Raw genomic sequence first — 14,013 nt, 5'->3', positions numbered from 1 at the left:
TAATATTAAATGAAAAAAAGTATGAACAAAAGATTTTCTACTCTTTTGGCTACCGCTCTGGTAGCCGGTGGACTATCAGCAAATGCGCAGAGTTTGTATTATTCAAGTCTGAATGATTTGAAGGATGGCACACGTGTGCAGTTGGCTGATCCTACTTCTAGCGGCAAAGAATACATAAATGCTTTCGTTGTAGAGTCGAATGATGGTTTGACTTTAGCTTCTAAAAAGCTGAATAGCAGAGCTACTAGTTTTAATTTGACAGCAGATATTGACACTACTAGCTATGCTGGCGTTGACTCAACGTTGTGGACAGTAAATGTAAAAGTATCGGGAACGGCTCGTTCTTATACATTGAAAAATGCACAAGGTGTGAAGCTGATCGTTCCAAGTGTTACAAACTCTAAATCCGGAGATGCCGGTAAATTAGAAGGTGTGAAATTTGTAGCTTCTGGTATCGAAGAATGGGCTTACGATGGTAAGTGTTTCTATGCATTTAAGAATGACTCCGTATTTTATTTGACTTATGAATCAGATGAATTGGTGCTTAATTCGGTAAAAGGAACATCCGTATCTGCACTTCCTAATGTAACAGCTTCTTTAGTCGTTCGTCACCCGCAAGAATCGTTAACATTGACGGCAAAAGATTTTAATGCTTTCATGAAAAAATTTGGTGGTAAAATGTATTTCAACCAGTCAGAAGTGAAAGATGCTCCTCAGGATGTAAATCAAGGTAAGAACATCCTGACAGAAAAAACTTGGACAGCTTATCAGGCTAACGTAAAAAGTACTGCAAATGCAGACTCTATTCCTGCTGTAGGTCAGAAGTCTTGGGGTGCTGCCGGTTCAGGTCTTGGCAAATTGGTGCCTTCTGTAAATGATGCAGACTCTTTGTTGGTATTGTGGTCTGCTGCTGATAAAAAGGCTTTGGTGGTTGATACTACTTATCTGAAAGGCTCTTTTGCTCCGGCAGACACAAACATGGTAATTGGCGATGAAGCAGTAAGAATGCCGGCTTGGACATTGGCTTTGGCCGATACGGTTCCTACATTTGGCGTTAATCCGTTGGCTGGCGAACAAATAGTTGGTGGAAAAGTAAACCGTCCTATCGGTTCTGCTGTGTTCGTTGTAAAGGTTAGCGTTGCAAATGATTCTATTGCTATCCGTCCATACAACTTGCCTAAGTTTGATTCTCAGACAAATGCATTCTCTGATAGCCTGGTTGCCGACTTTGCAATGCAAGAAGGTGCAACAAAGATGGTGAAAGGAAATTTCACTGTTCCGGCTCCTGCTTTGAGAGTATTAGGTTCTTCTGTTTATCTGGTAATGGATACGGCTAATAATAATACTTCTTTCTATCCGTTGATTCAGCCGTATAAAGCGGGTGATGTTCCTTCTACGGTAGGTGCAAACATCGATGTTAAGAAGGTATATACACTGAAATATCTTGATGGCGACAATAAAAACAAGTATGCTGTAGCTCCGTTTACTGCTGCTGCTTTGACTGGTTCTGCTGCTGCAGTTGTTGCAGATGCTGTTGAAGAAACAGATGTAAATGCTCAGTTTGTTGTTAAGAAATTGGGTGAAGGTATTTATGAAATTATTAACCGTGCAACAGGTAATAAAATTCACTCTGGATTCGTAGGTGCCGTAGAAGGTAAGGACGATACATTTACAATCCCTGCCGGAACAATCCAGTTGACGGATGCAAAAGTAACATTCAAAGGTGATAAGGATTATAGCGGTTATCTGTTCTATGAAGCAGCAAAACTGCCTAACATCATGTTCCAGGTAACTTCTGCTTACGAATATCTTGGTAATATGTATCTTCAGGGTAATAAGGAAGGCAAAGTAATCCTTGCCGACGATGAGAGCGCAATGTATCTTGAAAAAGTAAATGCTGCTGCCTACGGTGCTGCTAAGACAGATGATGTTCCTCAGTTGTATCGTCAGTCATATAAGATGAAAGATAAAGATGGAAAATATCTGGTACGTGTAGAAAACGGTCAGTATACAATGAAAGCAACATCTGCCGATTATAAAGCTACAGACAGTGCTGCTGTATTCTTGATCAAGGCTTGCGCAAAGGATCAATATCAGTTGGTTGATACTGCTGGTTTCGTAGCAATGAAGAACGATACAAAAGCCGGTGTTGCTAAAGCTGCTGATTATGTGGCAACTAATGCTGATTATGGCTATAAGGTAGCTATATTGGATGCTCAGGCTGTAGCTCCTGCATTGGATACAATTGCATTGGCTTCTTCATCAAAAGTTGCTCCGTTTGTATTTAAAGAAATGGCTGCTCCTGCTGTAAACTTCAAGGCTGAAGGCCATCAGGTAATTAAGAGCGGCAACGACATGTTGGCAATCGGTAAGAACAATGTAGCTGTTGTAGCTCAGGTAGGTAATGAACTGAAAGCAGAATTTGCAGAAGGCGACTTTACATTCTATCTGGATACTGTAAACTACAAAGCAGGTGAAACTGCTGCTTACTATATCAGCAAAGCAATTGCATCGGATGATGCCGAAACTAAGGCTTTAACTGGCGAACGTATGTATTTGTGGGCTGCTGGTGACTCAGTTGCAAATAACAAAGACGTTTATGAATATACAGGTAAACCTCGTTTGATGTTCCGTACAGCAGAACGTTACGGTGTTGACTCAATGTTTGTATCTAACTTCGATGCTCAGGCTGGTGCTATGTCTATCGATACAGTAACTCTTGTTGCTGGTACTTCAAAAGATGCTACTAAGGGTAAATTGTTACCGGGTATTGAAAACTTCCGTTTCATATTCGAAGCAGACCGTGATAATGAAGGTTTTTACTTCATGAAGACTGCTAACAATAGCTATGTTTCAAATGTAAACGGTTTCTTGGTATTGGATAACGATGCAAAGATGTCTACATCTCTTGTTACAGCAGATACCCCAACCGGCAACGAATCAACAGAAGCTAACACTATCAGTGTAGTAGCCGGCGAAGGCAATGTAACAGTTTACGGTGCTGCTGGTAAGAAAGTAATCGTATCTAACGTATTAGGCCAGAAGACTACAATCGTTGCAACTTCAGACAGCGAAGTGATTGCTGCTCCTCAGGGCGTTGTAATCGTAGCTGTAGAAGGTGAAGCAGCAGTTAAAGCTGTTGTGAAGTAAGCAATTGCATAATTGATAAATAATCTAATTAATTATCCGTGAGGCAAAAGGAGTGGTTGTAAAGCCACTCCTTTATAAGCCAATTAGCCTGCGACAGGCGAACAAGCGGATAAATATTAATACTAAAGTAATAAATTAAAAGTTCTGGCTGTTTGTATATCCGTGAGGAACGAAGACAGCTAAAAGGCAAAAGCCTCTCCGAATCAGATCGGGGAGGCTTTTTATTTTATGACAATATTTAATGTACGCGTACATTAATATTTATTAGTAAAATACAGGAGGATCAAAAAACGGTTTAAATAGCTGATAGTTATTGAAATATGCGGATTTTCGATGACTAGGGAAAACGAACGTTTATATTAGTCATCACAAAGGTACATGTTTCTTTTATTTGTGCAACCCTTTTTGTGTCTTTTTTTTCTTAGCTATCTTCTTTCTTATCAATACTATAAGCTATCCGTTACAAAACAAAGGATTCGGATGACGAATGCCCTGAAAAAAGGCAAAAAAGTGACTAGTGAAAACGTTGGTTTTCCCTAGTCATTTTTATGTCTTGTTGGAAGCGTAACGGGTTGAAAAACAGATTTTTTAACAAACACTATTATTAATATTAAATTTTAGAAGTATGAACAAGAGATTTTCTACTCTNTGACTAATATAAACGTTGGTTTTCCCTAGTCATTTTTATGTCTTGTTGGAAGCGTAACGGGTTGAAAAACAGATTTTTTAACAAACACTATTATTAATATTAAATTTTAGAAGTATGAACAAGAGATTTTCTACTCTTTTAGCTGCATTTGCAGCATTAACAGTGGTCTCTACAGCTCAGACAAAGTATGTTTTGCTGACAGATGGTGCTGGCAGTGCTTTGTCATGGTCTAAAGATGTTCCTGCTGTAGACTCCGTTAAAATGAAGTCTATTACGGAATTGGAGACTACAAAAGCAATGGCCGACTCTGCTTTGTGGGACATGCAGATTGTAAGAATTGAAACAGGCAACGACACAGTATGTACTTTCACAAACAAGGCTACAAGACAAATGCTTTCTTTTGCGAAGAGTGCAACAGCTACTGCAAAGATTGCTGCCGGTGTAAATGAATTTGTGTTTAAGAGTGGTAAAGCTCTTTATGCAAAAGTGGCGGATAACAAAATTCTTGCTTATAAAGAGGGTGCCGGAGCTATGGCTAATTCTGTAGATGCTGCTACTCCGCTGACAGATTCTACTGCATTTAATCTTAAGCTGACTACAGTTGCAGAATTGACCGGCTATGCAGAAACATTCCAGTTCGAATTTGCAGGTAAGGCTTCTAACATCTTTACTGAAAGCGAACTGATCCCTACTTTGGTTCCGGGAACTACTAAATTCAAATTCCAACAAAAAGGTAAGGAAACAAGTGCTGCCGGTACGAAACCAGCTCAGTATATCACAATTGATACAGCTAGCTATTCAGGTACTGTAAAAACTCCTAAATTCCAGTTGGATACTGTTGTTGCTGCTAATGATGCTCGTTATATGCAAATGGGTAATGCAGGTTTGCAATCATTCAACGTATGGATGAACTTGGGCAACGACTCTATCTTTATGTTGACTGACAGCCTTGTTACATTTGATATAAATGGCAAGTATAGTATTGTTGAAGCTACTGCAAATTCTAAATATCTTTTAGGTTACAAGACTTTGGCTAACAGTACAGAAGTATTGACTATAGACTCTGTTCAGGTAATAGCTCCGTTTATCACTATCAAGAAAGGTGATCCTGTTAAATTGGCAGGCGGTACAGGCGTTTACTCTTTGATGTTCAAAGGTACAGGTGGAAATGCTGCTAACGATGGCAAATATCTGACTTTTGATGGAACTCAATATGTTTACAATGCTCCTGTTGCTACTCCGTATGCTGCTTATACTCAGATGTATGTGAAAGATCATGAAGACGGTACATACTCTATCCAGTCTCGTGAAGCTACAACTGTTACTGCTGCTACTGGTTTGACAAATGGCGAAACTATGGGTTCGTCAGTTGCTACTAGTCTACTTCAGAACAAACAAGTTCTTTATGCTGTAAAAGATGCTGCTGCAGGTGTTTATAAATTGGCTACAGGTGATACGGTATTGTTCACTAAGTTGGATGTAGACATGGCTGACAAGAGCATTGGTTACAAGTTCTATACGAAAGAAGAAATGGGTTACGGCTCAATCGCATTCAGATTGATCTCTAAAGCTGCAGACGATGTTTATATGTCTACAGTACAGGATTCTATCATCAACGGTGCTAAATCTACATTCGAAGATGCATTGCAATTGCGTCTGTCTTCAGATGGTTATAACAACCTGGCTGATACGGTTCTTTATGGTGCCCGTACTTTGGGTGATACTTTGATGCGTGTTTCTTATTCAATGGAAAGACCTTACAAAGCAGATTCTAAGTTCTTTGCTACAAACACAGGCGTTACTAAGATGGCTGTAGATGCAGATAGCGTACAGCGTTATTTCTTCGTGGCTGATATCAACGGTAATGGCTACCAGATTGTAAAATCAAACATCAACCCTGTAAATACTACTACTTGGTTGGCAGATAGCTCTATCGTAATGAATGCTTCTACTCTGGACGTAGCTTATGACAAGCTGGTTGCTGCTAAGCAAACAGTATTCGCTATCGAAGGTGGCCAGGCTCCTACTTACGCAAAGGTTGCTCGTGGTCATTATAATATCAGTATGGGATATGACATGTTGACTAATGTGGAAGGTGCTGCTAAGTTCATGCGTGTAAACGATGAATTGAAAGCTGCTTTGACTGCTGACGACTTTGCTTTGTATATCGATACTGCTTATGTAGACAGAGGTAGCGACAATACAAACTATGGATATTATATCTATAAAGGTGCAACTGTAGACAATGACACTGTTATTGGTAATGCGTTGACAATTGGTGGAGCTGCTCAGGGATTAGCAGTTGCTGGCGACAGCGCATCATTCGTAGCTACTCGTGTTGTAAAAGATTCTATCTGGTATGCTGCTACAAAGGCTAACGAACCTATCCAGGTAACTAGCGCAAACAACAAATCAGTTATGATGTTCAAGGTTGTAGGTGACGCTTATGTTATCACTCCGATGAATGTTCCTTCTAAGACTCTGTCTGTAGTAAACGGAACAGTGATCTTCTCTTCAGATGCAGATGTTGCTGCTCAGCCTATCACATTCGAAACAGCTTCAACTCCAACAGGAAATGAAGGTATCGATGCTGATAACACTATCAGTGTAGTAGTTGGCGAAGGTAACGTAACTGTTTACGGTGCTGCTGGTAAGAAAGTGGTCGTATCTAACGTATTGGGTCAGAAGACTACAATCGTTGCAACTTCAGACAGTGAAGTGATTGCTGCTCCTCAGGGTGTTGTAATCGTAGCTGTAGAAGGTGAAGCAGCTGTTAAGGCAGTTGTTAAATAAGAATACAAAGGATTATTCAAATAATCTAATTAATCATTCACGCGGAAAGCGTAGGGGCAATTAAAAATTGCCCCTTGATCTCCAATTACCCTGAGACAGGCGAACAAGTGAATGTAATATTAGTACTAAAGTAATAAAATTAAAAGTTCTGACTGTTTGTAGTTCCGTGAGGAGTGAAGACGGTTAAAAAGTTAAAAGCCTTCCTGGTTCAATTCAGGGAGGCTTTTTATGATATATAAGGATGCTTTATTTTATACGGGCTAAGGCTTTGAAGCCGTACCGTTATTGTCGTACCATTATTTGAAAAGACATACTTACTCTACAGGGATATAAATCTCGGTCAGCAAATCTTCCGGAGCGGTTGAGCAAGGATCGTTCAGATAGCGTTCGGCACTGGCCTCATTCCGGAGCGTGCATTCCATTTCGGGGAGGTATTTACCGTAAATGGTATCATACACAGCTTGCAGGTGTTCGTAAGGCCCTTTGTAAATAAAGGAGGCATAACGGCCGGCCGGCAGTTGTTTGAAGCCTATATCGCCAACAGGTGTGCAAACCGTTGGCATTATCATACAAACATCCGTACGGAGACGGCTGGGCGGTGTAACCTTCGGATCATCGTGATAGATGCAGAGAGGGGCTGCTTCTCCCATAGGCAGTGCTTGCTCGTTGACAAAGCCGATCAGACGCATCCAGGTTCCTCCGTAATCGTTCAGGCGGTAATCACCGAATAGGCGGATGTATAGCAGGTTGCGTACCGGCAATTCTTTAATCTCTTTTGTTAGCTCCAGATCGGGGCGGATAATAGCTGGTTTCATAATGACAAAATTTTTATTGTTACGATACTCTGTTGGCGAAATACCGTAGAACTGGCGGAATACTTTGGAAAACGATGATGGCGAGGCATAGCCTATGTGGTAGGCAATGTCGGCAACAGGCATGTCTGAATAACGCAGCAGACGGGCGCCTGCCTCTGTGCGTGTCCGGACAATGAATGTTCCGATAGGTTCACCCAGAAATGCGCTCATAATACGGTGGAAGTAGTATGGCGAGAAATGGGAGATGCCGGCCAGCGATTTCAGATCTATGTCTTCTCCCAAGTGCTCGTTAATATAGTCTACCACCGCATTTACGCATTTGTGATATTCCTCGACGGTTGTTTTCTTTCCTTGCTTCATTCTGTTTTGTATTTCACGAGGGCAAAGATACATTTGCCGGGCTGAGGCGACTTGTCCATTATTGCGGAGTTTGCAGGGGGAAGGGATTATTCCTTTTCTCCGGTTAAATCTCCAGAGTTATCCCGATGGAGGGAAGTATGGTTCCTCCCAGGTCGTTGGGCAGGTCTTGCATCAGGTAATATCCCGGACGGTTGGGATCGGGGATGCCCTGGTTGTTGGCATCGAATTGCGGGAAGAAATAGTTTTGTCCGCGCGATTTGTAGTTGTATATGTTCTGTATGTCTACATAGAATCCGAGCCGCCATTTGTTGAAGTACCACACTTTGTCTACACGTACGTCCAGTTGATGATAGGCGGCCGTGCGTTCCGTGTTATACAGGGCATTGTTTGCGTATGGACGGCGGCGAGAGTCCCAGGCATCAATTTGCGATGACAGTTCTTTGTCGTAAGGTGTGTAAGGCATGCCTCCGGTAAGATACCATTTGGCTCCCAGCGTCCAGTTGTGCGGGAACTTGTGGATGGCCGAGATATTCAGGATATGCCGTACATCCCAACTGGATGCCCAATAGGTATTCTTTATGGGGCGCAGCTCTGCGTCCATCTTATTTACTTCGGAACGTAGAAGGGTGTATGAAAGGTTTACAACGGTGTTGAAGAAGTTCAGGTGGCGGTAAGAAAGTTCCATACCATACGCGCGCCCTTTGCCTACGGATAATGCAGGCGCATTGCCTACAATGTAGTCCGTAAGGTCTCCTGTAGAGATCGGCAGCGAGTCATTAAGCGATACAGGCAGATGCCCGTATTGCTTGTAAAAGCCTTCTACAGAAACAGACGATTCCGCACTGGGCGAGAATTTAACTCCTGCTACATACTGGTTCACATTCTGATAGGTCAGACCGTCTTTCTGGTTGAAAGTGGAGCCATCGGCAGGCGTATAACCCAATGTGGTGTATGTGGGTTCCTGATAATAACGGGCTACAGTGGCGTTCACACTCCATTTGTCTGTAAACTTATACGCCATACTCAAACGGGGCGATAGTTGCTTGAGCGGATTACTGGTCTTGCCTGAATAATTCATACCATCCATTCTCAGTCCGAATAATACCGACAGGCGGTCGTCCAGAAAATAGCGGCTCAGCGTGGCAAAGGCATCGTAGCGCCACAGGTCTACCTTGCCGTGTGTGGAATGGTCGGCATAGTTGTTGCCTGTATAAACGCGTTGCATGGCTTTGTTGTCATACGAGCCATAACCGCCTCCTATACCAGCACTGAAACGGAATCCTCCCAGGCTCCAGAGATCTACAAGGGCACGGAAACGATAGTTGCCCTCACGACTGCGGATGTCCAGCGTTTTATCTTTTGATTCGTCATTGCCGGTGTATTTAAACAGATCGTTGCGGAGGTAATCGCGGCTTAATGTCGTTTTAAACTGACCTCCTTTAAATCCGCGACGGTAACCCAAACCAAATACGTAGCTTACCTGATCGTTGTTGGGTAGGTATCCTAATATGTAGCGACGCGATTCTTCGGGGTCTTTTATGCCGAGGTTGAGGCGGTTGTTGTCGAACGAACCTAGTCCGATAGCGTATATTTCGTCATCGTCACTCAGGCGCGAACTGATCTTGAATTGATAGTCGTTGTAGGTAGGAAGAAAGGTTAGTCCCAGCATATCAAACAAAAATTGTAGGTAACTATGGCGATAGGAACCGATAAAGGTGGTCTTGCCGTCTTTTGTCAGAGGCGTGTTGATGGTTGCACCTACATCGGAAGCTCCTACTATTACTTTGCCATGAAAACGATCGTCATTGCCATTCTTCATTTTCATATCCATCACTGAGCTTAAACCGTTGGATAAAGCAGCCGGGAATGCGCCTGTGTAAAAGTTTACCGAGCGAAGCAGGTCTGTGTTGACCAGTGATGCGTATCCGCCCGAACCTCCTTGAACGGAGAAGTGGTTTAGTACCGGAATTTCAATATCATCCAGAAAGTATTTATTCTCATTCGCACCTCCACCTCGTACCAGCACATCGTTGCGGTTGTTTTGCGATACGGCCACTACGCCGGGGGTGGATTGTATTACTTTGGATATATCGCGGTTGGCTCCGGGTGTGAGGTCTATCTCTTCCCGTTCGATACGGCGTAGGGATACGGGCGACTCTACTGTCGAACGCAATGGCGCGGCAGCCGTTACCGTGACGGCCGATAGTTGTAAATCATCCAGTTGCACATTGATAACAGTAGGGATCGAGGCTATTACCTCAAAAGATTCGGAGACGTAGTTCAGGTATTCATCTGCCGATACGTTCAGCGTGCGGTAACCAGCGGCTACTTTGTTGAACTCAAAGCTTCCGTCTGCCGCAGTATAGCGGATAACCGTATCACCCAGTATGATGACTTCGGCACCTGCTACGGGCGTTTTGGCTGCCGTTGCAGTAACCACACCACGCACAATTCCCGTCTTTCCTTTTGCCGCCTCCTGGGCATTGATTGCAGCTGATGCAATGAAAAAACAAACGAACCAAACGGTTGTGATACTATAGGCCTTTATTGTTCCTTGTATTCTGTTTTTTGAATTATCAATTATCATTTTTGTGTGTATTCTGATTTTGAGTATAAATATAGTAATTAAAATGTAGTACATAACTAGGATATTTAAAGTCTGTCTTTTACACTGCTTTCCAAGAGAGAAGGATTGTTGTTTTGCCGGCAAAATAACTCAAGAAACAAAACGGCTATAGACGTGGAATTTATATCTTTACAAGAAACAGAACAGGAATAAAAAACAAAAATCCCTGAAATGTTTAACTTTCAGGGATCTGTTTGATTTTGAATCTTTTAAGAGTGGTGCTACCAGCAACCGAAAATGAGTTGACATGGCACTACCTTTCAGTAAATTATGTCTTTGTTGCGATGTAAGCCCCTTGAATAAGGTTTTTACTGCTTTGTACCGTTCAACACAATTTTGTATCTTGGGTGCGATTTCTGAATGCGAAGATAGTACATTTTCTGATATTAAATTCTTTAATTTTGATTTTTGTTAGTAAGTCGATGAAATTATTTATTTAGAATATCTATACATCTATCTAACATGACTTCATTGTCAATTATTACAATATGCAGTTTTTTTCTTGTCCTAGTGATTATTTGATATAACATTTGTCTTTGCGAATAATAAGTATTATCAGCAATTAAATCTCCTTGAGAATTATATTTAAAAGAGTCATCTATGACTATCACAACGTTGTCGAACTCTTGACCAACTACAGAATGTGCGCTTTCTGTATCACCGGATAAGTATGCTTCATAATGGAAGGTTGAGCGCGTTCCCGGTGTGTAATTAGGCACTTTCCAGTTTTTCTTCGATAATTCTTGCAGCAATGATTTTGCAGAAAAATAATTTTTGCAATATGTAAGTTCAATGTTGGGATAGTCTATGTTGGATATATTCTTTTTGAGATTGAAAAGTTGTCTTATAAAATATGCAATTTCTTTATTTGTTCTAATTTTATCTGTTAGCTTATAGGGGGTACATGATAATTCTTTTTCAATCCTTTCTTTGGTATGGTAATTTTTCTCATTATCACGCAAGTATTGGTTTTCATCGTATGAGAATATGCATTTTTTATTGAAAGTGCGTACTTCCTCTATATATTTATCAAATTGATATGGATACATTCGTTGGGCTTCGTCAATTATAATTAAGTCAAAATCTGTCGTATTCGGAGCATATTTAGGCATATGTATGCTCCAACCATATTCTTCCATTAAGATTTTGTGACCACTATTTAGTGGAGCACAATGTAAAATAAGTACTTTTTCGCCTTTCCGAATGCTTTCTTTAGCTATATGATAAGTCAATAATGTTTTGCCTGTTCCTGCACTACCTGTTAAAGCTATGAATTTTGTTGTTGCGTCAGATAACTTTGTTCGGATTTCATTATATATTTGTTCTTGTTGAACTGTAAGAAAATATCCTTCTGCCATAAATTTTTCAGGAGAATTGAAAGGAGAAACTAAATAGTCGGATGGATTAAATAAATCATCAATATTGTTGAATGTTACTACTTTTTGAAGAAACAGCTTGTTGCACAACTCATCAAAAGTCGCTTCTTTTATTTCATTATTGCTATCTTTTATTATGAGTTTATAAAGCTTATTTTCATTTAAAATATAGGTATAAATATAAACTTCCTTATCCAAGAACTCGAGGTAGTATCTATTCTTTTGCTGTTGTTTGAATATCTTGTCTATTGAACTCTCCGTTTTTATTTCTATGTTGATAATATAATTATCACCAAATCTAAGTAAATCAAATTCTTTTCCAATTTGTGGTATTGAATATCCTAAATAATAGTTGTTAACAATGGTGATGTTATTTTTTATTTTTAATAATTCATTCACAAAAGATTCTATACCATTAAGCTCGTAATCTTTTATTCCACTGATTATTCCGTAACTATTCATAAGTTTTTGGAATAGTGTATTACTTAGTTTTCGATAAGCTTCTATGATAGATAGAATATTGACATTTTTCATAGGGCAAATTTGTAAATACTAATTTTAAATATGATGATAATTTTTACTTGGTGTTTCACCTCTTTTGGCTATTCCAATAATATCCTCCATTTTTCTGTGCCCCTCTAAACTCTATCAAATCTAATCTAACCAAAGAATTTAAGTAGCGTTTAGCAGTCGGAACACTTTTGCCTATTAATCCTGCAATCTTAGACGAATTAAGTCCCGGATATTGCTTGATGATATTTAGTACTTCTTGTTCTTTTGAGTTTACAGTATCATTTACAGTATCATTTACAGTATCATTCTTGATACTGATACCTCTTTTGAATATAACCGTAAACATCCCGTCCGTATGAAATTCAGGTTCAGGAAGATTGGCTTCTTTCATGGCTTCCTGCATACGAGGAATACCGGATGCAACCCTTTCAACTAAATGCATACGGGTAAACAAACCAAATATTAATGGATTGCGTGTCATGCTCTTGTGCCCGAAATCTTTGGCTACGATAGGCAAAAGCCCTCCGGGATTAGAAACCTCTACCCGGTCATCAAACATTTCTATTGTAATGGTTGCTCCCTGTTCGTAATAATCACGATGTGAGAGAGCGTTAATAATAGCTTCTTTGAATACAGTAAGAGGAATTTCCCAAATTTCTTCTCTTGGTCCTGCTCCCTCAATTTTATAAGCTACTTGCAGTTTACTTTCCAGCCATGCCATAGCCTGCAAATATTGTTGGTATAATGGACCGCCAAAGGTTTTATCATCTATGATATATACTTTGGTTGTTCCTTTGAAAAGGACACATCTTGTTACTGCGTGTGGAAATTTTCGTTCAGGTTGTTTTCCAAAAAACATGGCTGCACCGTTCTTGGCTATTCCTTTATCCGTAAATAGTTCCAAATTCTCAAAAATCTGTTTGTCGGCAGTCGATGGGCTTAATCTTGCTTCTGTACGGAAATCTTTTATTGCTTGTTCATCTGCATCAGTGTAGATATTGAACCATGAACAGGGAATGGCATCAAAAAATATTTTGTTGCATTCCTGAAAGAAGCTACGCATTTCTTCGACAGTACGAAGTTTCTGTGAGTTTGCTCCCTCACGCACAAAGATAGAACCGGAAAATATATAAGGTTTATCTTTACCTGACGGAACATTAATTACCCAAACTGTCTTATCCTCGATATTTACCGCATACATATCACAATGGAGAGCCGGAGATATTTCACTGATAGAGCCTTGAATGGCTGAACGTTTGTCATTTTCCAAACCTGTGCCAATAATCTGACCGTTATCATCTACACCAATGAGTAAATATCCTCCGTCGGCATTGGCGAAAGCGCAAATTTCTTCTGTTAGTTCACGAACCTTTGAAGGAACACGAACTTTGAACTCTACATTATAGCCTTCTCCGCTATCAATGAGTGATAGTATGTCTTCTGTATTCTGCATAAATTTTTGTAATAGTGGTACAAAAATAAGCATTTCGAGCTTTTTAAAACAGTCCCTTGAATAAGGACGTATAGTTTGCTCCAATTCCACTAATTTTGCCTACTCTTGGAAAAGAAAAATCCCCGAACTTTTTTGAAATTCAGGGATTTACATCGTTTTTCCTTCTTGAAAAGTGGTGCCACCAGAAAGAGAACTGTTACTGTATCTCTATTGATAGCCAACCTTTTATATTTTCTTAAATTTGGAATCCCACACGATTTAGCACACGATTATTTTTC

Annotated in this window: 6 protein-coding genes; 2 read left to right on the top strand and 4 right to left on the bottom strand. The window is 40.3% G+C overall.

Translation table 11 applies throughout. The features are described 5' to 3' along the window. Window positions 1-21: 21 nt before the first annotated feature. Both CTY47_RS17595 and CTY47_RS17590 read left to right on the top strand, forming a co-directional pair. Entirely contained in the window at window positions 22-3,150 is a 3,129-nt protein-coding gene (locus tag CTY47_RS17595; protein ID WP_143813361.1) for a DUF6383 domain-containing protein, read from the top strand. A gap of 763 nt (window positions 3,151-3,913) precedes the next feature. After that, window positions 3,914-6,592 (top strand): DUF6383 domain-containing protein, encoded by a 2,679-nt coding sequence (locus CTY47_RS17590; protein WP_099464384.1) that lies wholly within the window; start codon window positions 3,914-3,916, stop codon window positions 6,590-6,592. A gap of 314 nt (window positions 6,593-6,906) precedes the next feature. Here CTY47_RS17590 and CTY47_RS08725 read toward each other — a convergent pair whose 3' ends face one another. The 4 genes from CTY47_RS08725 to CTY47_RS08710 all read right to left on the bottom strand — a co-directional run bounded on the left by CTY47_RS08725 (window position 6,907) and on the right by CTY47_RS08710 (window position 13,735). Beyond that, the gene (locus CTY47_RS08725) at window positions 6,907-7,767 is read right to left on the bottom strand and encodes an AraC family transcriptional regulator (protein ID WP_099464383.1); all 861 of its coding nucleotides are present in this window, start codon (window positions 7,765-7,767) and stop codon (window positions 6,907-6,909) included. A gap of 103 nt (window positions 7,768-7,870) precedes the next feature. After that, the gene (locus tag CTY47_RS08720) at window positions 7,871-10,354 is read right to left on the bottom strand and encodes a TonB-dependent receptor (protein ID WP_158228516.1); all 2,484 of its coding nucleotides are present in this window, start codon (window positions 10,352-10,354) and stop codon (window positions 7,871-7,873) included. Window positions 10,355-10,821: 467 nt separating this feature from the next. Next, window positions 10,822-12,303: a DNA/RNA helicase domain-containing protein gene (locus tag CTY47_RS08715; RefSeq protein WP_099464381.1), complete on the bottom strand. Its 1,482-nt coding sequence runs from the start codon at window positions 12,301-12,303 to the stop codon at window positions 10,822-10,824. A 55-nt stretch (window positions 12,304-12,358) separates the two neighbouring features. After that, the gene (locus CTY47_RS08710; protein WP_099464380.1) at window positions 12,359-13,735 is read right to left on the bottom strand and encodes an AlbA family DNA-binding domain-containing protein; all 1,377 of its coding nucleotides are present in this window, start codon (window positions 13,733-13,735) and stop codon (window positions 12,359-12,361) included. Window positions 13,736-14,013 lie beyond the last annotated feature (278 nt).

This window comes from Parabacteroides provencensis (assembly GCF_900232875.1).
GTDB lineage: Bacteria > Bacteroidota > Bacteroidia > Bacteroidales > Tannerellaceae > Parabacteroides > Parabacteroides chinchillae.
The sequence above is the reverse complement of the archived record's forward strand: the minus strand, read 5'-3'. Positions and strand labels throughout refer to the sequence as shown.

Coding starts and splice junctions, on each gene's coding strand:
- CTY47_RS17595 (WP_143813361.1), top strand. CDS start 22: ATGAACAAAAGATTTTCTACTCTTTTGGCTACCGCTCTGGTAGCCGGT.
- CTY47_RS17590 (WP_099464384.1), top strand. CDS start 3,914: ATGAACAAGAGATTTTCTACTCTTTTAGCTGCATTTGCAGCATTAACA.
- CTY47_RS08725 (WP_099464383.1), bottom strand. CDS start 7,767: ATGAAGCAAGGAAAGAAAACAACCGTCGAGGAATATCACAAATGCGTA.
- CTY47_RS08720 (WP_158228516.1), bottom strand. CDS start 10,354: ATGATAATTGATAATTCAAAAAACAGAATACAAGGAACAATAAAGGCC.
- CTY47_RS08715 (WP_099464381.1), bottom strand. CDS start 12,303: ATGAAAAATGTCAATATTCTATCTATCATAGAAGCTTATCGAAAACTA.
- CTY47_RS08710 (WP_099464380.1), bottom strand. CDS start 13,735: ATGCAGAATACAGAAGACATACTATCACTCATTGATAGCGGAGAAGGC.